We start from the raw sequence: 24,306 nt of genomic DNA on the forward strand, positions 1-24,306 counted from the left end.
CAGTGGGTTAAGGATTTTTGTTATTTCGGAGACATTAAGAATTTTGTTATTCCCGGGCAGACGTTAGGGATTTTGTCATTGCCGAGCAGACGTTAGAGATTGTTGTCATTCCCGCGAAGGCGGGAATCTATTCATCAGTGGGCACGGCGCTTTGTTAGGAATGGGTTCCCGCCTTCGCGGGAATGACAGTGGGTTAAGGCTTTTTGTTATTTCGGAGACATTAAGAATTTTGTTATTCCCGGGCAGACATTAGGGATTTTGTCATTGCTGAGCAGAGTTAGAGATTGTTGTCATACCCGAGAAGGCGTTAGAGATTGTTGTCATTCCCGCGAAGGCGGGAATCTATTCATCAGTGGGCACGGCGCTTTGTTAGGAATGGGTTCCCGCCTTCGCGGGAATGACAGTGGGTTAAGGCTTTTTGTTATTTCGGAGACATTAAGAATTTTGTTATTCCCGGGCAGACATTAGGGATTTTGTCATTGCCGAGCAGACGTTAGAGATTGTTGTCATTCCCGCGAAGGCGGGAATCTATTCATCAGTGGGCACGGCGCTTTGTTAGGAATGGGTTCCCGCCTTCGCGGGAATGACAGTGGGTTAAGGCTTTTTGTTATTTCGGAGACATTAAGAATTTTGTTATTCCCGGGCAGACATTAGGGATTTTGTCATTGCCGAGCAGACGTTAGAGATTGTTGTCATTCCCGCGAAGGCGGGAATCTATTCATCAGTGAGCACGGCGCTTTGTTAGGAATGGGTTCCCGCTTTCGCGGGAACGACAGTGGGTTAAGGCTTTTTGTTATTCCTGGGCAGACGTTAGGGATTTTGTCATTGCCGAGCAGACGTTAGAGATTGTTGTCATTCCCGCGAAGGCGGGAATCTATTCATCAGTGGGCACGGCGCTTTGTTAGGAATGGGTTCCCGCCTTCGCGGGAATGACAGTGGGTTAAGGCTTTTTGTTATTTCGGAGACATTAAGAATTTTGTTATTCCCGGGCAGACATTAGGGATTTTGTTATTCCTGGGCAACGTTAGGGATTTTGTTATTGCCGAGCAGACGTTAGAGATTGTTGTCATTCCCGCGAAGGCGGGAATCTATTCTTAATATTATCTTTATAAAAAGGGGAATTAATTTGTTGGTTGTTGAAAAAATTATTGGGCATCGAGGAGCTTCGGCTTATGCTCCAGAGAATACTTTGGCTTCATTTGAAAAAGCTTTGACTTTAGGATGTCGTTTCATAGAATTTGATGTAATGTGCAGTGCCGATGGTGAGCCTTTTGTCATTCATGACGACAGTTTAAAGAGAACGACCAATGGACGTGGAGATGTTGGTTTGGTTGAAGCCAGTTATTTACAATCTCTGGATGCTGGCTCATGGTTTTCACGGCAATTTAAAGGCGAGCATATTCCTCATTTTAAAGAAGTCTTGAAATGGTTGTCTTTTTCAGGCGTACAGGCAAATGTAGAAATCAAACCGTATCCAGGTGCAGAAGAACAAACTGCTGTAGCGGTGATGAGTCACATTCAACGTTATTGGCCACAGGGAAAAGACTTACCTTTAGTGTCCAGTTTTTCCTGGGATGCTCTAGTGTTATGTCGAAGTATTGCACCAGAAATGCCCTTGGGGTTGCTACTGCACACATGGGATGAGCAATGGTTGCAAAAAGCAAAACAATTGCAATGTTTTTCAATTCATTTTAATCGCAGAGTGCTAACAGAAGAGCGTGCAAAAGCAATTAAAGCTGCAGGTTATATTCTATGTGCTTATACAGTGAATCGCCGGCGTTTGGCTAATAAATTATTTGGCTGGGGTGTTGATGCAGTTTTTAGTGATTATCCTGACTTACTAGCATGAAAAAATTATTTCTTTTTTTATTCATTATCTTTTCTACCTTCTCTGTTCAGGCAAAACGGGTTGAGTTGATATTTTGGCATGGGATGGCTGGGCATTTGGGGGATGAGGTTAGATTACTTGCAGATGACTTTAATCAAAGTCAAAGTGAATACTTTATTAAACCCGTTTATAAGGGAAATTATGTAGAGACATTAACGAGTTTTGCTGCTGCATTTAGAGCACATCATCCGCCTGCAATTGTACAGGTTTTTGAAGTTGGCACGGCCATAATGGAGTCACCTAAAGGGGTAATCAAACCGGTAGACGAGCTGATGTATGAACAAGGAATGAGCTTGCCCAAAGAGGATTTTATTCCATCCGTCCGTGAGTTTTATAGTAAAGATGGGCAATTGATGGCTTTACCTTTTAATCTCTCTGTTGCAACTTTGTATTACAATCTGGATATTCTTGCCAAAGTAGGTTATTCGCAGGCTAATTTTCCGCGCACTTGGGCCGATATGGAAGTGCTGGCAAAAAAGTTAAAAAAAGCCGGTTATGATTGTACTTATACAACAGCCTATCCAGGTTGGGTGCTTTTTGAATCTTTTTTGGCGATTCATGGATTACCGTTAACTCAAGGGAATCCTGCACGTGCTGTTTATGCAACACCACAATTAGTCAGCCATTTTGAACGTTTGAAGCGTTGGCATTCACTGCGTTATTTTAGATATGCAGGTAGAGTCGATGATGCCACCATTTTATTTACCAGTGGTATTTGTCCATTATTTAGCCAGTCTTCTGGGGCTTATAACAGTTTATCCGCTTTAGTACCCTTCCATTTGGGGATAGCCAGTATGCCTTTGGATACCGCAGTGAGTCAGGTACGACATGCTAATGTGGCTGGTGGTGCTGCATTATGGGCAGTAGCTGGGCAATCAAAGAAGCAATATAAGGGAATAGCTCAATTTTTTGCGTTTATCGCAAAGCCTGAAACACAAAAGCGCTGGCATGGGCATACAGGCTATCTTCCAATAGGTTTACAAGGGAGCTATGCTGATATTTTGCAAAGCAGTAACCATCCTGCTTTATTAATGGCACGTACTGATTTAGCCGGTGAGTTACACGAAAAACAGTTACAAGGTTTTGGACCACAAAATCAGATTCGCGGTATCAATGACGAAGTTTTAGAAGCGATGTTTGCAGGTCTTCTGAGCCCAAAGGAGGCGCTGCAGGAATCTGCTGTACGAACTGATCATGTCTTGTTACGCTTTGTGAGAAATACTAGAGGACAATAATGATAAGGAATTAATCATTTACACAGCGATTTTGAATATTTGTGGGATGAGTATAGTGGATTCTTTCGTAAGTCCTGTGAAGATAAAAAAACCTCCGCCGAGGCGGAGGTTTAAACGAAGTAAAAGAACATTTAATCCTTAATTTACAGAGTCATCTCTTGGTGGGTGATGCCAAGGTTCTCTTCCAACTGCTCTTTCGTTTCTTGCATTTTTTTCAGTGCAGAGGTTCCTTCCTTGAACAATTTTTCAAATTTATTTTCCTCAACTTTTAGTTCTTCTATTTCCTTTTCTACTTCTTCTAGGTTTTTTTGTATTTCGTTTAATACGTCTACCCTATTGGTTGCTTTTATTTCCAGTACCTCTCTCAAGAGTGTTTCTCTCACCCACTGGAGATAGAAAAATGGATTTCTAGCAAATTCCTGCGGAAGAGCTTGACCCACTTTTCCTCCTGGGATAAGCGATAACTCCTTCTCAGCCTTAGCTAACTCCTCAAGCTTGTTTTTTATTGTTCCTTCTGTTTCCAGGCTCTTCTTTATATCATCTAATCGTTCCTGGACTAACTTCAAGTCGCCCTGCAGTTTCTCAATATCACGGGGTAACGGTTTATATTGTTGAAACAGTCTAGAGGTTTGATAGCCTTTTACTGCACTTTGTATGCGAATAGCGGCTTGTTCTTCTGCTTGAGCCCGTTTTTCTCTGTTTTCCATAACTGCTCTTGTTTTTGCTGCCGAATCTTTAGGATGAATGATCTCTTCTACCGTGAGAATTAGACCTTTACCTTCATATTGGTTATCAATGTATTGCTGAGCACGAGCTGAAACATCTTTATTTCTGACACAACGACCCGTTGCCTGAGGTCCTGAAAGGATTCCATTAATCACATTGATATCTGATTCAATCACCGGTGAATGAGTATTTATAATTTGCACATTCAGGATGTCTCTAATACTTACTCCTGTTGCAATGACCTGATCGGCTACAATATGCGTCCTAAGTCCTACTTCAATTTGAGCAAGTTGCTCACCAATTATAGATGAATCCGTACTCATATCGATTGCAGTGGCGTAATTCTCGGTTGCTTTTAATGCCTCCAAGTTAACTGGAGTTGCCTTGGCCACAATATCAGATATAGGTTGTGACGCTTTGATGTTCGCCACCATTGCTTCTGCTCTATCCAAAATCAATTTGACTATGGCGTTTCTTTGTTCAGCAGGCAATTTAGAAATGGGGGCTCCCAGCTTTGTCAGCGCTTCATTTAATTTTACTCTGTCTTTTGCTTCACACTCTTTAAGCTTTGATAAAAATAGATCATGTATCTCGTCATTTTTTATCTTATATTTCGAAATATGCTGATCCCACTCTTTCAAATATTCTTCCAATTTATGAGTTCGGTCCTTCTCAGCAAGATCGGTAGGCTTTTCATTAAAGACAAGTGCAAGAGCATAGCTGTTAATTGTTCTTTGAATATCTTTTTGCTGTTCCGTATCGATATCTTTTTTCAAATCCACTGCACGCACAGGGACGTCTTTTTCTATTGTTTCTTTCTCAATTGCACCATTAAATTTCTTAGCCAACTGTAGTTTTGCTTTGATTTCAGAGTTTCTTCTAAATTCAGCGACTTGAGCTTGGTATTGTTCAATGGTAGCTCCATCTCCACGGGCAATTTTTTGATAGATTTCAGCTAATTTCTCACGCGTTGCTTTGTCATCAGAAAAACCCATATTGCGTTGACAACGGATACGGTTTAATTCCAATGCTTGCTCAATGGCTTGTTGTTCAGCCACACTATCTTCAATCTCTATATGTGCTTTCTTGATCTGTTCTTTTAATTCAACAGGATTAGTATAACCATTCATCCCTTCTTCGAGATAATAATCGTCAAAGTAATGGGCTACAGCTTGTGTAACTAAATCTTTCTCAGCTAAATAAGCTACTTCTGGTTGAATTGGACGAATTGTTCCTAACTCAATTGCAGCTCCAAGACTTAAATCATCCAAAGGTTCCCCTGGGAAAAGATCATACAATTTGGAAGTTGGTGTTGCTGTTAATGCCAGGATTGAATTGCGATCCTTTAATCCTTTCAAAATTTGAGCGTCTTCATCATTAAATGTATGACGATGGCTTTCATCAATTAATACCATGGAATTTTTTATTTCATCGGCAATATACTTGAATAAAGGATGTTCAGCTTGTAAAACGATTTGATCAAAATGATCTTCAGAAGTATTTTCGATCACTGAGGCGAAATACTTCTTGATTTCTTCAATATCCAACTCGGTTAACTGATCCCAATCTGCAACGTCAACATTTCGTTTAATGGTTTCCAAAGTGAAAACGCTAGGAGTATGCTTATTACCATTGACAACACCTGCACCAAGCATTTTTTGTGTTTCAAGCGATTGTTGATCAACTAATGTCTTATCGGGAACAATCATGACGGTGCGTCCAACAGCTTGAGCAATACCCGCCATAACAATACTTTTACCTGAACCAGTTCCCATTACTGCAAGCCGTTGTTCTTTCCCTTCTTTCAGACTGTTGTAATATTTTGCTAATATTTCAGTTTGATAAGCATGTGGAATAAAAGATTTGGTTTCTACGGATAACCCTTTCTTGGTTACCGCACGAAGATCGCCTTCTTTGTCATAGATTAATTTAACGGTAGCTGCTTGAGACGGGTCAAAGAATAATTTTCCTCTACTAACTTCTGCATTAAGTTTACTGGTAATATTCACAGTATACTCTTGTTTATCCTCTTGTATTCCATCATAGGTCATATCAACAGTATATACAGCGCCACCAATAGTGATTGCGGCTTCAAGATGTGGCTTGTTATCTTCTTTTTTTACCCATTGACTTTTTTCTTCTCCTGGTTTGCCTGCCTTTGCTAAAATCGCTTTCACGACATTTCCAATTTTAGGATCTTTCTTTGAGTTTTCTAAATCAATCGAATCCTTCGCTGAGCCAACTGTAACTACTGCTCCACCGGAAACTACTTCTTTAAGTAAGTGAACAGCTGCAACGGTATCGGTGTAATCTTTAAGATCGTCAATTTGTTTTTCAACAATTTTACTTTCTGCGCCCATATGATTTTCCCCTTAAGAATACATTTCTAACATTAAAGTTTAAGTTAGGTCATTGTGAGTTGTATTTGATAAGGTGAGTCACAATTTACCTAATAGGTGGGATTATACAAAAAAAATATTAAGTGACTATTAAGTGATTTTGTTGAAAATAAATTGATCATATGAGGGTATAATTAAAAGGAGCAGTGATGGTAAAGAAAAGATGATTTTGTGTTTTTATTATTTATTGTATTTTAAATTTCTTTTCTTTGTTAATATTTGTGGCGAGATGGCTCTTTTTTTGATAAAAATAAAATTTTATTGGTTTTTATTTTTGAAAAAAAGATAAGATGACACAGGATTGTGAGGCGAGGGCGGCAAATGACATATCTAAAGTTCAATCAAAGTGGGATAAAGAATAAAATTAATTCTCGTCTGGTCAGTTTAGGTCTGGAATCTGATGAGCGAATGATACAAACTCTAGAAGAAAACCCTCAATATATTAATCGCCTCACTTCCTTATTCAGTGTATTAAAGAAATATAATGTTGTATTGAATGATCTGCTTCATAAGGCCATCGCAAGTAATGTTGCTCAAGCTGGTGCTGTGGTCGATTTATTAGAATTTATGCACGAAGTAGGGATCGATCCCGAATTTATTTCCCTGGAACGTGTATTCGTGAGCGCAAAATCAGAAACAACTCTGAAACAAGGGATGCAAATACTTAAAACTAATAACTCACTTGATTCAGCGAGCTTGAATCTTATGTTTGCTTATCCTGAGGAATCTTTATTAATTGCTGATTTAATCGTTAATTTTCAAAAACACGCTTATTCCACTGAGAAAATAATTGAAAAGCTCCATCAATTTTCCGAAGGAAAGATGAGTACAGTAATCGAGCTCTTTACGTTGCTCTTAAGTAAGAACCTCTATTATTTTGAATGTTTCGATATTTTTTTAAGACAACAAAAAAATATAGATAAAATTTATGAAGGTGCAAAAAAACTTGTTGCTAAAGATAAACTGGCGCCAAGCTATTTCGAAGTTATTGAAAAAGATCCAATGAATGCCAATATTCTTGCTAATATTATTTTGTTATTAGATCTCGCATCATTAATTGATTATCGGAAAACAGAAGATGTATTAATAGCAAGCAAATTGGGAGTAGGGGCGTTTCATTTTTTGACCCACTTACAGCATGCAGATATGTTAGATGCTGAAAATTATAACAAAGTTTGTCGATATAATAGTCCTATTCTAAACCACCCTGATGTGATTAAATTGTTTAGTAGTTTTCCTTTGTTTGAAGAATTTGACAGAGAAGAATTAGAAAAAATGTTGTCTTTAATTACTAAAAAAACAAGTGCAGATGCTGATTTGGAAGAATTCATTGAAATGATTGAAAAACATCAATTTAGCAGCAAGCAACATCCCTAAGCAATAGAATTTTTTGCTTAATATAATCATTTTGTGTTATATTTTGTCCTTAGAGAGCAATTTAAGGACAGTTATGGTTGATATAACTAATAGCCAAGATCCCGAGCCAGTGGGAAGTAATAATACTCAAAAGAATAGTACTCAAATGATAATGCAAGTATTAACTAATGATGCAAAATCCACAGCACCCATCCCTGATTTTATTAACCGTCTAAAAAGGTTAAATTTGGGAACCGATCAGCACATGATTAGTCTTATTTCAGACCATCCTGATTATGGTAACCGACTAATTTCTTTATTTAAAGTTTTGAAAGAAGCCAAAGTTTTTATAACTAACGATCTTGAATTAATCATTTCCAAAAATATTAACAGTGTCGGTGGAGCTGTCAATTTGTTTGGATTGATTAAAGAATTAGATATTGATCCTCATGTGCTTTCATTGGATCGTTTATTTAAAGCTGCACGATTTGATTCAAACGTAGCACAAAGCGCGCGAGAATTACATCAGCTAGGTGTGCTTGATTTGGACACTTTTGAATTGTTGCTGACTTATCCAGGACAATCTCTTGACATTACACGCTTGATTATTAATCTTCAAGAACATGCCTACAATGCTTCAAGTTTAGTAGAGAAACTTCGTGATAGTTCGATTTCAGCAAATCATATGAGTATAGCGCTGGATCTGCTTAATTTAATGCTTGAAAATAATAGCTATTATTCAAATGCAATTAATATTCTTTTAAGACAAGAACAATATATCAATAAAATTTATGAAGGGGCTAAAAAACTTGTAGCAGAACATTACCCATTGTGTACCTATTTTGAGTTGGTTGAGGAAAACCCCCAAAATGCTAATATTTTCGCGAAAAATATTTTGTTATTAACTAATGCATCACTCATTGATCGTGACAATCTAGATGATTTATTAATGGTAAGCAAATTAGGTGTTGGAGCCTATCATTTCATGAAGCATTTGCAACTGGCAGGTATGTTAAATGCTGGAAATATGCAAAGAATCTGTCAGCCCAATAATATATTGAATCAAAATGAAATTATTGGAAAATTAAGTAATCTTCCTTTGATAGCGAGATTCGAAAGCGAAGAATTGGAGCGGATGTTAGAATTAGTGAGTAAAGCCGCAAGTTCCGGGACGGATATTCAACTCTTCAATGAAATCATAGAGACACATCTTATTCCATGTGCCGGATGTTCACATCCAGGACTACCGTGATAAATGAGTAAGCAGCTTGGCTGTTTGCTCTTTACTCCTCCAAATCAAAATTGAGTTCAAACGACGAAACTTTTTTCTTGTTTGAGGAAAGTTTAACACGTGAGCACTCATTCTATTCTCGAATGTTTCCTGACTCTTTTACTGAATTTTTGGCAGAGCATTTAATTGCAACTGGATTGCTTGCCGTCTTGCAGCTTCATCCTGCTTTTCTTTTATGGCAATGGAATCATTTATGGCATTAATCTTATGTTCCTGTTGGACAACTTCAGCGCTGTCTATAGATGTATTCGCATCCACGGGTACATCTGGATAAGCTACTTGCGGCGGATTATACCCCGGGGCATAAGTATACTGAATTGGTTGATTTGTTGTTCCAACTACATAGGCTGTTGGAGCACAGCCTATGAGAATAAACATCATTCCTAAGAGACTAACAGTGCAGGTTACCTTTATCATGAGACATCGCCTTTAAAGCATAAGGTGTAATAGCTTTTCACCTCAATTGTATAATTATAGATCAAGTATGTAATTATTTTTTATTGATGGTCTGCACGAAGGCGCAGCTGTGATTTGGATTTTCTGATAATGTTCATAACCCAGGTTCCTATTTACTCCACCTGGGCTATGACTCGATTATAATGGTTCCAGGAAATTACCTAGATTAGGTTTTTGGCCTAAGCGATATTGATAAACAATATAGAACGCCATAATATTTTTTAAATAATTACGTGTTTCTTGCCAAGGGAGCGTCTCTATCCACACATCAATCTCTTTAGGTGGGTGAGTTTTTAACCAATAAACTACTTGTTTGGGCCCTGCATTATATGCCGCGGCAATGAGTATTGGGTGATTGCCAAATCGCTTTGCAAGCTGTTTTAAATAGGCTACACCAATATTGATGTTCTTTTGGGATACAAACAACTGCTTTTGATCATTATAAGGAATCTTGTCTGCTTTTGAGACAACTCTCGCTGTATAAGGCATAACTTGCATTAGGCCTCGAGCACCAACTGAAGAAGTAGCATCATCCCTAAACCCACTTTCCTGACGAATAATGGCATAAATAAATTCTGGTGCTACAGCATATTTTTTAGAATAAAGGGAAATACTGTCTTTATAAGCTAATGGAAATCTTAGCGTAAGTTGATTATTTAAGGTTTCGTTATTACTTAAATAGACCGATTTACCATGCCATTGCAGTTTTTGATCGATCCAGTAGACCAGTGCGCTTGCTTCATCTTTAGGTAATTCACTGATGAAATCATTGAGCAAACGTGATGCTTGAAGTGTTTGCTTAGAGATATAGAGTGTTTGGATTTGCTCAATAAATGTTTGATAGGGTTTCAATACATCCAGGTTTGTTGTGGGAATTTCATTGGTAAAGCTGGGCTTTTTATTAAGGCGGAGGCTGGCAAGAAAACCATAATACTGTCTGTTTTTTGCTAAAGGTTCATAGAGGGTCCGTGCTTCTGCCGTTTTTCCTTGTTCCTCTAAAGAGCGTGCTAGCCAGTATTGCCAACAGGGTTCATCTTTACGTTTTGAATCATTAATTAGCTCAGTGACTTGAGTCCAGTTTTTTCTTTTTAAAGCAAAGCGTATTTGCCAATCCAATAATATATCATTGTAGTATTGTGGTTTGACTTTGGTGAACCATTGCAATGCATCTTCATGATTCCGCATGGCTTTATAAAGTGCGACATGAGCTAAAAAGGCCTGTTGTTGGGCTTGATTAAGCATTTTTTGAGTTTTGCTTTGTTGCCATAGCTTAAGCGCTTTATCCATATTAATCGAAACCATACGCTTGAGGCCATAAAGGTAAATGCTGCTATTTAATCCACCTTGGGGCAGCTTAATGATGTACTCCGGATTTTGATAAACGGCATTTAAATTATTTAACTCAGCTGTATGAGGTGTTTTATATTGTTTTAATAAATAACGAGCTAATTGGATATTGCGTTGCTCCAAAGCTAAATCAATTCGTTGAGTAATTAAATTTTGGTCAAAGTTATTATCGTTTAGAAGCAAAGCAAACAAGCTGTTGCAAGAGGGTGGCCTTGAATCACCGCTTAGCCATAATGGAATTGAAGCTTTTAATGCTTCTTGTTCTTTGCCTGTATTGTAGTTTGCAATTTGCTCATAGCAAACGAGATTCAGATCATTAGAGGGTTGATAATATTGGCTAAAGTGAGTCCAGTCCTTATTTTTAGCTAATTCATACAGCCATTTTTCACGCAATTTTGTTGATAAAGGCGTTGTGCCATTAATAAAATCTAAAAAGCTTACACTGGGCGTAGCCGTAGGGAGATTTTGGGTAAAGGATAAATAGGTATTAAAACGTTCCATATAGGCTTCCCCTGAGAGGGCAAGGCAAACCTGAGAACTAATAAATCCACATATGAGTAAAATTACTTTTTTCATAATTTTTCTTAATTAATTTTCTTTGATACATGCTAATTGATTTCGCATGGCATCAATTGTTTCTTTATAATTGTTGCTCTTGAATACAGCAGCGCCGGCTACAAATTGGTTCGCACCCGCGCGTGCCAAAGTAGCAATATTATCTATAGTCACTCCACCATCGACACATAGATCAAGTTGAGGATAGAGTTTGCGGATTTGGGGGATTTTATCAATAATTTCAGTAATCATCTTTTGACCTCCAAAACCGGGATTCACAGTCATTATCAGGATAAAGTCGAGTTTATGGGCACACCATGTCAAGACATCAATGGGTGTTGCCGGGTTTAATACAAGACCCGCTTCACATCCTAAGTCTTTGATGAGTGTTAAACTCCGGTCAAGGTGTATGGTGGCATCAGGGTGAATACTGATTCGTTTTGCTCCGGCTTTTGCGAACGCTTCAATCAGAGCATCAACAGGTTCAACCATGAGATGAACATCGATAGGGAGTTTCGGAAACCGTTTGAGAAAAGCGTCGCAGAATGCCGGTCCAAATGTTAAATTGGGCACATAATGATTATCCATGACATCAAAATGAATAAAATCTGCTCCTGCGTTCATTACGGATTCTACTTCATCGCCCAGACACGTGAGATCAGCAGATAAAATCGAGGGTAAAATATGATAATTCATATGTAATTTTTTAAATTTGGATTGGTACGTATATCATATGCTGTCTTGAGAAAACATTCTACGATGTTCAACAAACTGTAGTATTTTATTGTTCCTGGTTAATTATAGCAACCATTGCAAGCCTCCCTGTGGCTTGAAAATTTGGTCAAAATATGAGACAATATGTATCTATTTCTGCTCTTGCGATTTTTGCAAAGTATCTCAAGATTAAGCGGAATTTCAGAGACCTAATCATGCTTTTTAGGGAGAATAATATGAGTCAGAACTGGCCTACCAGAGACAAAGATTTACAAGCCGCCCGGGTGATTATGGAAGAATACGCCAGTGAGCGCGAAAGTGGCTCTTTAGGTCTTTTTGAAATTGTTGTGGATCAAGCGGAAAAAAAAATGAGTTTCCGTTTATCCGGATGGGTCGTTACCTTAGCAAAACATTATAATTCAATGTATGGCGTGAGTCAGGGTGATTTTGTAACCCGACAAGTCATTACACGGTGCATTACTCAAGGACAAACATTGCATTAATTCGCCATGCGCGCTTAGAATTCAAACAGGTATTTATTGTAATTTAGCTTATAATCCTCAGAATTTTGGAATTGGACGAGGGCTTGGTTGAGTTGTGTTAATAAGTCTGGGTCAGCAGGATTAACAGCTATCCCATAGCCATTACCATACATATAAGGTGGGCCTATTAATTTAAATGAGTCAGATGAATTAGATGCCCAATAAACAGCAGTTGCATTATCCATCAGAATAATATCTACATCTCCTCTAGCCAATGCTGAGAGTTGGTCATCAATATCAGGATACTCCTTAATCTTGGGATTTTTTACTCCCATCTCAGTCAGTTGGTCTAAAAATACAGTTCCAGATTCTATTCCTATCGTTTTAGTATTTAACAGATCCAGGCTAAAATTTTCTTTTGCAATAGTTTTTCTTTCTAAAAAACGCGAATAACTAAGTAGATAAGGTAAGCTGAAATTGATTATTTTTGCGCGGTCGCTAGTAATCGTTATCGAACTGACAGCAACATCCAGTTTTTGATTTGCAACGGCATCAATTAATTGAGCAAAACGCATCACATGGAAGGCACACGTTCTATTCATGATTTTGCATAGGCTGTTCATCATATCAACATCAAAACCATAGGCTTCATTATGAGTTCCTTGCATGACGAATGGGGGATCAAAGCTTTCAATCCCTACATTTAAAGGTTCACCCTGAGCAAAGAGCGAGGAAGTGAAACAAATAAATGCAATCTGGATTATTCGGATCATTTTGAATCTATAGAATTGTTATTGAATTTTATAGGTTATATTATAACGAGAGTACTAATTTTGGGAATGAAAAATAAGAAATTTATGCAAATAGAAATTCCTGAGTTATTGCAATCAAAAGCATGGTTCATTGAAAAGCATCTCTCAGAGATGCATCATCCTTTGCGCGAAATTGCCATCAAATTACTCCTTATTAGTGATTATGCATGTAGACAGATTCATTTATTAAAAGCGTTACTTATGGAGGATGATTGTCGTTCTTTGCTGTCACGTGAGGAATACTTTCATAATTTGAAGAGCCTGTCATTTCATGTGCCTCAAGCGACTTATTTGCGTTCGCTGCGTCAATTTCGTAATACACATTTTTTGCGCTTACTTCTTCTTGAACTATCTGGTATTGCCAATACGGAACAAATTATGCGCGCATGGTCTGATTGTGCTGATGCGCTTATTTTGCATGCAATTGCTTATTGCAAACAAGAATTGTCTTTACGCTATGGTATTCCGCGTGATGAAGCTGGGAATGAAGTTGAGTTATTTACGCTGGCGATGGGGAAGTTGGGAGGCCGGGAGTTAAATTACTCTTCAGATGTTGATCTTATTTTTGCTTATACGGTTGTTGGTGAAACTGATGGCGAAGAGCGCATCGATAATCAGCATTATTTTAGTCGATTAGTTCAACAACTCGTACAGACATTACAAAATGTAACCTCGGATGGATTCGTATTTCGAGTCGATTTAAGATTACGACCTAATGGCGATAGTGGTCCTCTGGTTTCAAGCTTGGCTGCAATGGAAACTTATTACCAAGAACAAGGTCGAGATTGGGAACGATATGCCATGGTTAAGACACGGGTCATTGCTGAGAAGATGGATGAGGTCCAGCTATGGTTTGAGCGTTTAATAGTCCCTTTTGTATATCGACGCTACGTGGATTTTAGCGTAATTGAATCTTTGCGTAGTATGAAGGCTATGATTGAGCGAGAAGTCCAATTAAATCCACGATTGGATGATATAAAACGGGGGCAAGGTGGGATTAGGGAAGTCGAGTTTGTTATTCAGAGTTTTCAGTTAATTCGTGGCGGTCGTTTGCCGCAATTACAAGAACAAAACGCCTTGGCGGCTCTTGCTGTTTTAAAGCATGAGAAACTCCTACCTCATACCGATGCTTTAAAACAAGCATATCTTTTTTTACGTAAACTCGAAAACACACTCCAGAGTTTAAATGATCAGCAGACTCACTCCTTACCTGAAGATCCGGTGAAGCAAAAACAAATTACTTTAGCTATGGGGTATCCTTCCTGGGACGATTTATTAAATAAATTACATCAATATCAGCGGATTATCAGTTATGCATTCCATTCAGTGCTTGGCACTGTTAAAGATTATGAAGATGAGAAAAGATTATTAGCGAATCAATTAGCCAGCCTTTGGCAAGGGCATGTTGAAACCACTATGGCCATTAATTTGTTAACGAGTTTAGGTTTTGCCAATGCAACCCATTGCTACCAAATGATTCATTCCTTCCGTCATAGCCCTCGTTGTCGACGTTTAACCCAAGGTGCTCGAATGCGTCTGGACCGGTTTATGGTGATGTTGCTTGCTGAACTTACTCATGTTGAAAAAACGGATGAAGTTTTATTACAGGTAATGCATTTGCTCGAAAATATTGTGGGGCGTAGTGCGTATCTTGCTTTGTTAACCGAGAATCCGCAAGTTTTAACAGAATTGTTGTTTTGGTTTGCCCAAAGTCCATTTATTACTTCCTTATTAGTGAACCAACCCTTTTTGTTGGAAGTATTGCTGGATCAGGGACAAGAATGGCGGCCTCAATCGTTGCATCAATTACAAAGGCTATTGGTAGAAAAACTAGCCCATCATCCTGATGTTGAAGTACAAGAGGAACTATTGCGTCAATTTAAGCTTACCAATTGGTTAATGGCTGCACGCGCCGAACTTTATGGTTTCTGCAATGCAGTGCGTATTGGCCAATTTTTGTCGGATGTGGCACAAGTGATTGTAAATCAGGTGTTAGTGATCGCAAGCGAGCAATTGTGTTTGCGATATCCGGAAATGGAACAAGCAAAATCACATTTTGTAATTATAGCCTATGGGAAATTGGGCAGTCGCGAAATGAATTATGCCTCTGATTTAGATTTGGTATTTTTACATTCGGCAAAACCTTCCGAAGAAGCATTGATTACTCGGTTAACTCAAAAAATTCTGCACATGTTGACTACTCGTTCCCAGTCGGGGGTGCTTTATACAGTAGATACACGTCTGAGGCCTTCTGGTGCAGCGGGGTTGTTGGTGAGTCATGTTGATGCTTTTGTTGCATATCAAAAAAATCAGGCATGGACATGGGAGCATCAAGCGTTATTAAAAGCACGTATTCTGACGGGAAATGCGAAGATCAGACACACCTTTTTGCAATTGAAAAAATCTGTATTGTTATTGAGGCGAGATAAGCCTACATTGTTGCAAGATGTATTGTCGATGAGATCCAAAATGGAACAATATCAAGAGCGAAATTCTATTTCTGGTGGTTTGTTGGACTTGGAATTTTTAGTTCAGTTTTTAATGCTTCATTTGGGAGAGCCTTCTTTTGCTCGGTATACCAATACATTAAGTCAACTTCATCATTTGTTTTTAGCAGGTGTTTTAAGTAAAGAGCAGTACAATTTTTTTAAGAAAGCATATAAGAAACACCATCAATTACTGCATCAGAATTTACTTCGTCCAGGCGCCATAAAGAGCAAAAACATGCAGGATGAGATATTGGCAATGTGCAAAGAAATTTTTAATCGTTTCCAGTAGCATTATGGACAGAACTTACGAAAACCCCAATCTCTTCGTTAAAAAATGTTTTTAATTCAGTCAATTAGTATATCTAAACTCCCTCATTAAAAACATTTTTTGCCTCGACCTGGCATTTTTCGTAAGTTCTGATGGAGTAATGATGAAACTAGGGAAATAGAGCGCCAGAAATGTTCACGTCCTAGCCCACTGAGCGGCTGCATTCGGCACGGCTTGCACGAAAACAATACTTCAGAAGCCTCACATACTGTGATGTATGCTAGGTTTCCTCAACATCATTTTCGCGCAGCCAGCGCTTAAATCAAACTCACCCCAGGCTTTCATGCTATTATTTGAATTCGGCGTAGAGGTCGTAATCATCACTATCAGTAATCATGACCTCCGCAAAAGATCCCACTTTAATGCCTGGGGTAGGTGGTAGAATAACAAGACCATCAATTTCCGGGGCATCACTTTGGCTTCGTGCGATAATCTGTTCCTGATTAACCTCATCAATTAATACGGTCTGAGTACTACCGATTTTATTTTCTAACTTATTGCGGCTAATTTCTGCTTGTAATTGCATGAAGCGATGATAGCGGTCTTCTTTAATTTCTTCTGGAACTGGATCACTTAATTCATTCGCTTTGGCCCCTTCAACCGGGGAGTATTTGAAACAACCCACCCTATCTAACTGTGCTTCATCAAGGAAGTCGAGCAGCTCTTCAAATTCTTCTTCTGTTTCCCCGGGAAAACCAACAATAAAGGTTGAGCGCAGTGTGATATCAGGGCAAGTTTCTCGCCAAGAAGCAATACGTAATAAGGTATTTTCGCTGCTTGCTGGGCGTTTCATTGCTTTAAGTACTCGCGAATTAGCATGCTGTAATGGAATATCCAGATATGGAAGAATCAACCCATCTCGCATTAAAGGGATAATCTCATCTACATGTGGATAAGGATAAACATAATGCAGACGAATCCAAATGCCTAACTCGCCTAATTGTTCGCACAAATCATAAAAACGCGTGTTAACTGTTTTGTCGTTCCAGGTTATTGGTTGATACCGTGTATCTATTCCATAGGCACTTGTATCCTGAGAAATTACCAAGATTTCGTTTACACCTGCATCTTTTAACTTTTTGGCTTCAGTTAAAACTTGTGCCATTGGATAACTTTGTAATTTCCCACGCATGGTAGGGATAATGCAAAAAGTACATTTTTGATTGCATCCCTCAGATATTTTTAAATAGGCATAATGGCGTGGAGTTAATTTGATTCCTTGAGGAGGAATAAGTTGTGTGAACGGATCTGCAGGCGGAGGCAAATGCTGGTGAACTGCATTGATTACTTCTTCATAGGCATGTGCGCCGCTAATATGCAGAACATCTGGGCATGCTTCTTTAATGATCTCTGCTTTAGCACCTAAGCAACCTGTGACAATGACACGTCCATTTTCTGCCATTGCTTCTTTTATTGTATCCAATGATTCTTTGACGGCACTATCAATAAACCCGCAGGTATTGATGACTACCACACCTGCATCTTGATAACTGGACACCAATTCATATCCTTGAGCACGCAGCTGGGTAATAATGCGTTCTGAATCGACCAGCGCTTTGGGACATCCCAGGCTAACAAAACCTACTTTATGATTCATAAAACTCTAACTGTAAAAAAAGTGAACGAATTATACCTCTTAATGAGTCTTATTGTCGACAGGATTATGGTGATTTAAATCATTTTTTAATTGCTGTACGTACCTGATTATTTTGGTTTAAAAAAAGTATACGCTTTAACCATGGTTTTATTCTATAAAGGAGAATTTTGATTCTTAGAAAGATGAATAACTGTTCATTTGCAGTGATTAGGATTAATTTGACTCATTAAGGTTATTCGATCTGATTTAAGGTTTTTAAAAATTCATTTGCAGAAACTTCGCCAACCAGTTTGTGATTATAGAGCTCTTTACCTTGGGCATCCAGAAAGATAAAAGTTGGTGGCGCCACAACATGGAAGTAGTTGAGCAGGGCTTTATGTTCGGCATTATTTGCGGTTACATCAATTTTAATTACAACAAATCGCGCCAAGGCTTCTTGCACCTGAGGGTCTTTAAATGTTGTTGCCTCCATTACTTTGCAGGATGTGCACCAATCGGCGTAAAAATCAAGCATGACCGGTTTGCCATAGGCGTTTGCTAGGGCTTGTTTTATTGTGCTCAAGTCCTGTTCCTGTTGGGGGTTAATTGATGCAGCACTTGCCGATTGTATAGTTAAGGGCTGTAAGGGATTTGTTGCCCCCATACTGGCGCCGACTAAAATCAAGAAACCATAGACGAGTAGAATGAGTCCTACTCCTTGATTGAATTTTTCTCGATGGGTTACAGAATAGGTCAGGGCGCCACTGTAAATTCCTGAAAAAATAAGTAAGCTTGCCCATAAGAGCATACTGAGCAGTGGGGGAGCTATCCGAGCAATGAGGTTAATAGCAACGGCAATAAAAATAATGCCGAACAGTGACTTGATGGTATTCATCCAGCTTCCTGTTTCAGGTAACCATTTGCCAGCAGAAGTACCGATGAGTAGAAGTGGTGTGCCCATCCCCAAGCCTAAGACAAACAAAGTCAGACAGCCGAGGAGAACGTTTCCTGTTTGAGCGATGTAGGTTAATACCCCAATAAGAGGTGCCGTAACACAAGGCGAAAGAATCAGAGTGGATAAACACCCCATGATTGCAGCCCCAAGATAGTGACCACCTCTTCGGTTACTGGAGCCGTGTATTTTCGCTTGCCAAGAATGAGGTAGCTTGAACTCATAAAATCCAAACATGGATACGGCCAGCACAACAAAAATCAGGCTAAACACTCCAATAGCCCAGGGTGATTGCATACTAATTTGCAGATTGGCTCCAAGCAAAGCAACTACAGCCCCGATGATTGAATAGGTAATCGACATGCTAAGCACGTAGCTTAACGAGAGAAAAAATGCTTTTCTTGTGGTAATTTCTTTGCCGTGACCAACGATAATTCCAGATAAAACGGGAACCATAGGTAAAATGCATGGAGTGAATGACAAAAGTAAACCAAAGCCATAAAAGGAAAATAGAATTAAGAACCAATTGTGGCTCGAAAAGATTTTAGTTACCCCATCATTTTGTGATTCTTCAGTGACTGTGGACTCGATATTTGGGGAAGACTCCAGGCTCGCTTGTGCTAAAGCCAAATCATTATCTATGGATAGTTGGATTGTCTTGGTTTCAGGAGCATAACAAAAACCATCATCAGAACATCCCTGATAATGTAAATCAATCAAGGCCTCTCCTGGCTTATTCCCTAAAATTCCAACGGGAATGGTGACTTGATTGCGATAGACGGAAAATTCATGTCCTAGTTTGTCTACTTTTTTCTCTGGGAAAGGGAAACGCAGGGTTCCTAAATGAAATGTACCATTCTTTTTCGTTGTTAATTTAATGCGATCGCTATAAAGAAAATAATGCGGCTTTACCTGGAAATTAATCGCAAATGTATTGGGATCAACCTTGCTTATATTCACATGAAATACTTCAGCAGCCGGAAGCGGGTTTGCGTGTAGAGCAAATGTAGTTATGCAACAAAATAACAACAAAAACCATTTTCTCATTCTGAAAACCTTTATAATAAGGGGCTTGAACATATTTATATGTAACTATATCAGAACATCATGTAGAGTGAATGAATTAAAAATTAAAATTTTTTTTATTTTAACCCTTGAAACTCTGTTCCTTGGCCCCATATGGCTTTCAGTAACATTGCAAATTGACTTTAAAGTTTAATTAATCAGGAGATAAAAGCATGAAAATTCGTCCTTTACACGATCGAGTTGTTGTTCGTCGTATGGAAGAAGAGCGTACCACAGCAGGTGGTATTGTTATTCCAGATAGCGCTACTGAAAAACCAATGCGTGGTGAAGTCATTGCGGTTGGTGTTGGTAAGATACTAGACAATGGTGATGTTCGTGCGTTAGCAGTAAAAGTGGGTGATATTGTCCTGTTCGGCAAATACTCAGGTACCGAAGTGAAAATTGACGGTAAAGAACTGGTTGTGATGCGTGAAGACGACATCATGGGTGTAATTGAGAAGTAATCGTTTCATTAGGAGAGAGAGATAATGGCTAAAGAATTACGTTTTGGTGACGACGCGCGTTTACAAATGCTCGCAGGTGTTAATGCATTAGCTGATGCAGTGCAAGTAACTATGGGCCCACGTGGTCGTAATGTTGTATTAGAAAAAGCTTATGGAGCCCCAACTGTAACTAAAGACGGTGTATCTGTTGCTAAAGAAATCGAATTTGACCAACGCTTCATGAACATGGGCGCGCAAATGGTTAAAGAAGTTGCATCTAAAACTTCTGATACTGCTGGAGACGGTACTACTACAGCTACTGTATTGGCTCGTGCGATTGTGGTTGAAGGTTATAAAGCAATTGCTGCTGGCATGAATCCTATGGATCTGAAGCGCGGAATTGACAAAGCAGTTGCTGCAATCACTAAGAAATTGCAAGCAATGTCTAAGCCTTGCAAAGACAATAAAGCAATTGCTCAAGTAGGTACTATTTCTGCTAACTCTGATGAGGCAATTGGCGCTATTATTGCTAGTGCAATGGATAAAGTAGGTAAAGAAGGCGTTATCACTGTTGAAGACGGTAACAGTCTTGAAAATGAATTATCTGTTGTTGAAGGAATGCAGTTTGATCGTGGTTATATTTCTCCATACTTCATCAACAATCAACAAAACATGACTTGTGAGCTTGAGCATCCATTCATTCTGTTGGTTGACAAGAAAATCTCCAGTATCCGTGACATGTTGTCTGTATTGGAAGGTGTTGCAAAATCAGGCCGTCCATTGTTGATCATTGCAGAAGATGTTGAAGGTGAAGCTTTAGCAACTCTGGTTGTTAACAACATGCGTGGTATTGTTAAAGTATGTGCCGTTAAAGCTCCTGGTTTTGGTGATCGTCGTAAAGCAATGTTGCAAGACATCGCAATTTTGACCAGTGGTGAAGTAATCTCTGAAGAAATTGGTAAGAGCTTAGAAGCTGCTACTTTAGAAGATTTAGGTACTGCAAAACGCGTCGTAGTAACCAAAGAAAATACTACGATTATTGATGGCGAAGGTAAAGCTGCTGATATCAATGCACGTATCGCTCAAATTCGTGCTCAAATCGAAGAAACTACTTCTGATTATGATCGTGAGAAATTACAAGAGCGTGTTGCTAAACTTTCTGGCGGTGTTGCGGTCATCAAAGTTGGTGCTGCTACTGAAGTAGAAATGAAAGAGAAAAAAGCTCGTGTTGAAGATGCATTGCACGCTACTCGCGCTGCTGTTGAAGAAGGTATCGTAGCCGGTGGTGGTGTTGCTTTAATCCGTGCACAAAAAGCTCTGGACTCTTTAAAAGGCGACAATGACGATCAAAACATGGGTATCAACATTCTACGTCGTGCTATTGAAGCGCCAATGCGTCAGATCGTATCAAACGCTGGTTATGAAGCTTCAGTAATTGTAAACAAAGTTTCTGAAAACAAAGACAACTATGGGTTCAATGCTGCGACTGGTGATTTTGGTGACATGGTTGACATGGGTATTTTGGATCCAACTAAAGTAACTCGTATGGCATTACAAAATGCTGCTTCTGTAGCAAGTTTAATGCTGACTACTGAGTGTATGGTTGCTGATTTACCAAAGAAAGAAGAAGCTGCTGGTGATATGGGTGGCATGGGCGGAATGGGCGGTATGGGAGGCATGGGCGGCATGATGTAAGCCTCTCTCCATTTCCATTCCTTTAAAAACCCGCCTTTATGGCGGGTTTTTTATTGAAAATAATGGAATTTTTGCTGTGTATCATCCAAAATGATGTTGAATAATAAAGTCAGGAGTCATGATGGGAGCAATGATTAAAAAGTTGGAAGTTGTTTTAGCAGATACATATGCTTTGTATCTTAAAACACAAAATTATCACTGGCATGTTAAGGGAATGCAGTTTAAAAGTTTGCATGAATTATTTGAAATGCAATATAAAGCATTGGCAGATGCTGTTGATGAAATTGCAGAGCGAATTTTAATTATGGGGCATAAGGCGCCGGCTACTTTTACGGCATTGAATCAATTAAAAACAATCAAAGATGGTGACTCAAATATTGATGCGAATCATATGGTGAGTGAACTGGCTCAAGATCATGGGGTTTTGGTTAAAGATTTAAACACAGCGGTTAAACTCGCACAGGAGCATGGTGATGAAGGGACGATTGCTTTGCTCAGCGAACGTATTGCAGCTCATGAAAAAGCACGCTGGATGTTAAATGCGTCTATTGGCTAAAATAATTTATAGTTATTCGTAGCCTGGGGGAAGCAAAGCGAAACCCAGGTTATATTCACGGTTTCACTCATTTTATCAAAGCTATATCTGTTATTTGTTCATTATCGTTTTCGTTTCGGCGCCTTTTTTTATGACAATGATGCTGATACGCCTGTTTTCAGGACTGTAGGGATCTTGTTGATTAAGAGGCTCAGTTGATGAAAAACCGGCTACACGCACGACTCTATCGGGATTCAAACCTGCCTTAACCAAAGCACGACGGGCAGCATTGGCTCTTTGAGCCGATAGTTCCCAGTTGGTGTATTCTAATTCATCCGGATTATGGTATGGATGTGCATCGGTGTGCCCTTCAATAGTAATTTTATTGGGGACGTTCTTAAGTAATTTTGCGATTTGGGTAAAGATCTGATCCATGCCCGGATTAAGTTTGTCTGAACCCACATCAAACATAGGTTTATTTTGATTGTCGATTAACTGAATACGCAACCCATTATTTACTACTTCCATAATTAATTGATTTTTTAAACCAGCAAGAGAAGGATCTTCTTTAATACTTAAATTAATCTTTGATTTCAACTCTTCAAGTTTTTGGGTTTCATTTTCAGTTGACTGAATTACTTGAATGTCTTGGGCTTTTTTATTCGGAGCAGATGGGTGATCTGTTGTTGAAACTTGACCATTCGTGTCTTTTACTTTAGGTCCACCTCCCTTAAGATTAATTTGCTGGTTACCCACATTTTCACCTCCAAAAAAAGTGATTTTCATTGGTTGTTTAAAATATTCGGCAATACCGTCTTTTTGAGCTTTATTCAGTGAGGCAATCAACCACATTAACAAAAAAAATGCCATCATTGCTGTTACAAAATCAGCAAAAGCAATTTTCCACGATCCACCGTGATGCTTGTGCTGATTTTTTTTTATTTTTCGAATTATAGGTGTTGAACCAGATTTTCCTTTATTGCTGTTATCATTCATTCTATAACCTCATTAGCCTGGAGTAGGTTCCGCAGAAGAACTCTCTCCTGAATCGGATGAGGATGCTGCTGGCTTGAAATTTTTAATTTCTTCATTGAGCTGGGTAAAGGAGGGACGTTGTGCGGAAAACAATACTTTACGTCCGAATTCCACTGCAATAATAGGTGGATTATTGTGTAAACTCGCCAATATTGTCGCTTTTATGCACTGTAGCATCAATTGCTCCTGATTGGCATGATGCTCCATTGCTGAAGCTACAGGACCAATAAATCCATAACCGATTAAAATCCCCAAAAACGTACCTACAAGAGCATGTGCAATGAGAACTCCTAATTCTGGCGGCGGCAAATTGATCGATTCCATGGTATGTACTACACCAAGAACTGCCGCAACGATACCAAAGGCGGGCATGGCATCAGCAAGTTTTGTTAAAGCATTAGCAGGAATCATTTCTTCCTCATGATGCGATTCAATTTCCATATCGATTAAGGCCTCCAGCTGAAAAGGTTGGAGATTTGAAGTAATGATTAATCTTAAGTAATCACAAATGAACTCAATAATATGATGGTTTTTCATTATTGAAGGATAAGCATTGAAAATAGCGCTTTCTTGAGGTGCTTCAATATCCCTTTCCAGAGACATAAGTCCTTGTTGGCGTGCCTTATTCAGCAGAGTGTATAATAGGCCTAACAGATTACTGGAAGTTTCCTTAACGGATTTTTCCCCACGAAAAACCTTGGGTAGTGCTTTTAACAATGATTTTAACACTGTAGCGCTATTCCCTACAATTAGTGAGCCTATGGCTGCTCCTGCAATAATAAGCAATTCAATCGGTTGAAAGACCGCAGCAAGATGACCTCCACCCAAAGCGAATCCTCCAAAAACACAGAGTAGTATGACGATATAACCAATTAGAATTAACATTTTTATTTGAACTCCAAATTCCCTTTAAATTCTTGCAAATTC

The 24,306-nt window shown here is 38.9% G+C and carries 18 protein-coding genes; 9 read left to right on the plus strand and 9 right to left on the minus strand.

Translation table 11 applies throughout. The annotated features are described in order from the left end of the window. Positions 1–1,129 precede the first annotated feature (1,129 nt). Together ugpQ and DGG96_RS16145 are read left to right on the plus strand one after the other, a co-directional pair. Entirely contained in the window at positions 1,130–1,849 is a 720-nt protein-coding gene (gene ugpQ, locus DGG96_RS16140; RefSeq protein ID WP_110142827.1) for a glycerophosphodiester phosphodiesterase, read from the plus strand. Continuing rightward, positions 1,846–3,123: an extracellular solute-binding protein gene (locus DGG96_RS16145; protein WP_110142821.1), complete on the plus strand. Its 1,278-nt coding sequence runs from the start codon at positions 1,846–1,848 to the stop codon at positions 3,121–3,123. Before ugpQ ends, DGG96_RS16145 begins: the two co-directional genes overlap by 4 nt. A 143-nt stretch (positions 3,124–3,266) precedes the next feature. On the opposite strand, the gene DGG96_RS16150 is transcribed toward DGG96_RS16145, so the two are convergent. Continuing rightward, positions 3,267–6,209, minus strand: a complete 2,943-nt coding sequence (locus tag DGG96_RS16150) for a DEAD/DEAH box helicase family protein (protein WP_110142820.1) — start codon at positions 6,207–6,209, stop codon at positions 3,267–3,269. Between the two features lie 360 nt (positions 6,210–6,569). Between DGG96_RS16150 and DGG96_RS16155 the strand changes: the two genes are divergently transcribed. Continuing rightward, positions 6,570–7,625: a hypothetical protein gene (locus tag DGG96_RS16155; protein WP_110142819.1), complete on the plus strand. Its 1,056-nt coding sequence runs from the start codon at positions 6,570–6,572 to the stop codon at positions 7,623–7,625. A 73-nt stretch (positions 7,626–7,698) separates the two neighbouring features. Then, the gene (locus DGG96_RS16160; protein WP_110142818.1) at positions 7,699–8,856 is read left to right on the plus strand and encodes a hypothetical protein; all 1,158 of its coding nucleotides are present in this window, start codon (positions 7,699–7,701) and stop codon (positions 8,854–8,856) included. Between the two features lie 138 nt (positions 8,857–8,994). On the opposite strand, the gene DGG96_RS16165 is transcribed toward DGG96_RS16160, so the two are convergent. The 3 genes from DGG96_RS16165 to rpe all read right to left on the minus strand — a co-directional run bounded on the left by DGG96_RS16165 (position 8,995) and on the right by rpe (position 11,949). Then, positions 8,995–9,312 carry a hypothetical protein gene (locus tag DGG96_RS16165; RefSeq protein ID WP_110142817.1) on the minus strand — a complete coding sequence of 106 codons (318 nt, stop codon included), beginning with the start codon at positions 9,310–9,312 and terminating at the stop codon, positions 8,995–8,997. A 177-nt stretch (positions 9,313–9,489) separates the two neighbouring features. Beyond that, the gene (locus DGG96_RS16170; RefSeq protein WP_110142816.1) at positions 9,490–11,274 is read right to left on the minus strand and encodes a transglycosylase SLT domain-containing protein; all 1,785 of its coding nucleotides are present in this window, start codon (positions 11,272–11,274) and stop codon (positions 9,490–9,492) included. Between the two features lie 12 nt (positions 11,275–11,286). Further along, on the minus strand, positions 11,287–11,949 hold the full coding sequence (rpe, locus tag DGG96_RS16175) for a ribulose-phosphate 3-epimerase (RefSeq protein WP_110142815.1): 663 nt from the start codon (positions 11,947–11,949) through the stop codon (positions 11,287–11,289). A 254-nt stretch (positions 11,950–12,203) separates the two neighbouring features. Between rpe and DGG96_RS16180 the strand changes: the two genes are divergently transcribed. After that, on the plus strand, positions 12,204–12,470 hold the full coding sequence (locus DGG96_RS16180; RefSeq protein ID WP_110142814.1) for a hypothetical protein: 267 nt from the start codon (positions 12,204–12,206) through the stop codon (positions 12,468–12,470). Between the two features lie 14 nt (positions 12,471–12,484). On the opposite strand, the gene DGG96_RS16185 is transcribed toward DGG96_RS16180, so the two are convergent. Beyond that, positions 12,485–13,222, minus strand: coding sequence for a transporter substrate-binding domain-containing protein (locus tag DGG96_RS16185; protein ID WP_110142813.1), 738 nt, complete (start codon positions 13,220–13,222; stop codon positions 12,485–12,487). Between the two features lie 84 nt (positions 13,223–13,306). Here DGG96_RS16185 and glnE point away from each other — a divergent pair, with 84 nt between their 5' ends. After that, on the plus strand, positions 13,307–16,039 hold the full coding sequence (gene glnE, locus DGG96_RS16190; protein ID WP_233590587.1) for a bifunctional [glutamate--ammonia ligase]-adenylyl-L-tyrosine phosphorylase/[glutamate--ammonia-ligase] adenylyltransferase: 2,733 nt from the start codon (positions 13,307–13,309) through the stop codon (positions 16,037–16,039). 328 nt (positions 16,040–16,367) lie between these two features. Here glnE and rimO read toward each other — a convergent pair whose 3' ends face one another. Next, on the minus strand, positions 16,368–17,675 hold the full coding sequence (gene rimO, locus DGG96_RS16195) for a 30S ribosomal protein S12 methylthiotransferase RimO (protein WP_110142811.1): 1,308 nt from the start codon (positions 17,673–17,675) through the stop codon (positions 16,368–16,370). 232 nt (positions 17,676–17,907) lie between these two features. Then, positions 17,908–19,653, minus strand: coding sequence for a protein-disulfide reductase DsbD (gene dsbD, locus DGG96_RS16200; RefSeq protein WP_110142810.1), 1,746 nt, complete (start codon positions 19,651–19,653; stop codon positions 17,908–17,910). A 191-nt stretch (positions 19,654–19,844) separates the two neighbouring features. Between dsbD and groES the strand changes: the two genes are divergently transcribed. The 3 genes from groES (at position 19,845) to DGG96_RS16215 (ending at position 22,365) form a co-directional block, all read left to right on the plus strand. Continuing rightward, a complete protein-coding gene (gene groES, locus DGG96_RS16205) occupies positions 19,845–20,135 on the plus strand; it encodes a co-chaperone GroES (protein WP_110142809.1) in 291 nt (96 codons plus the stop codon). 24 nt (positions 20,136–20,159) lie between these two features. Then, a complete protein-coding gene (gene groL, locus DGG96_RS16210; protein WP_110142808.1) occupies positions 20,160–21,809 on the plus strand; it encodes a chaperonin GroEL in 1,650 nt (549 codons plus the stop codon). Between the two features lie 121 nt (positions 21,810–21,930). Beyond that, positions 21,931–22,365, plus strand: a complete 435-nt coding sequence (locus DGG96_RS16215; protein WP_110142807.1) for a Dps family protein — start codon at positions 21,931–21,933, stop codon at positions 22,363–22,365. Positions 22,366–22,455: 90 nt separating this feature from the next. On the opposite strand, the gene motB is transcribed toward DGG96_RS16215, so the two are convergent. Both motB and motA read right to left on the minus strand, forming a co-directional pair. Further along, positions 22,456–23,340: a flagellar motor protein MotB gene (gene motB, locus DGG96_RS16220; protein WP_110142806.1), complete on the minus strand. Its 885-nt coding sequence runs from the start codon at positions 23,338–23,340 to the stop codon at positions 22,456–22,458. 12 nt (positions 23,341–23,352) lie between these two features. Continuing rightward, positions 23,353–24,264, minus strand: coding sequence for a flagellar motor stator protein MotA (motA, locus tag DGG96_RS16225; RefSeq protein WP_110142805.1), 912 nt, complete (start codon positions 24,262–24,264; stop codon positions 23,353–23,355). Positions 24,265–24,306: the final 42 nt, after the last annotated feature.

Source organism: Legionella qingyii (assembly GCF_003184185.1).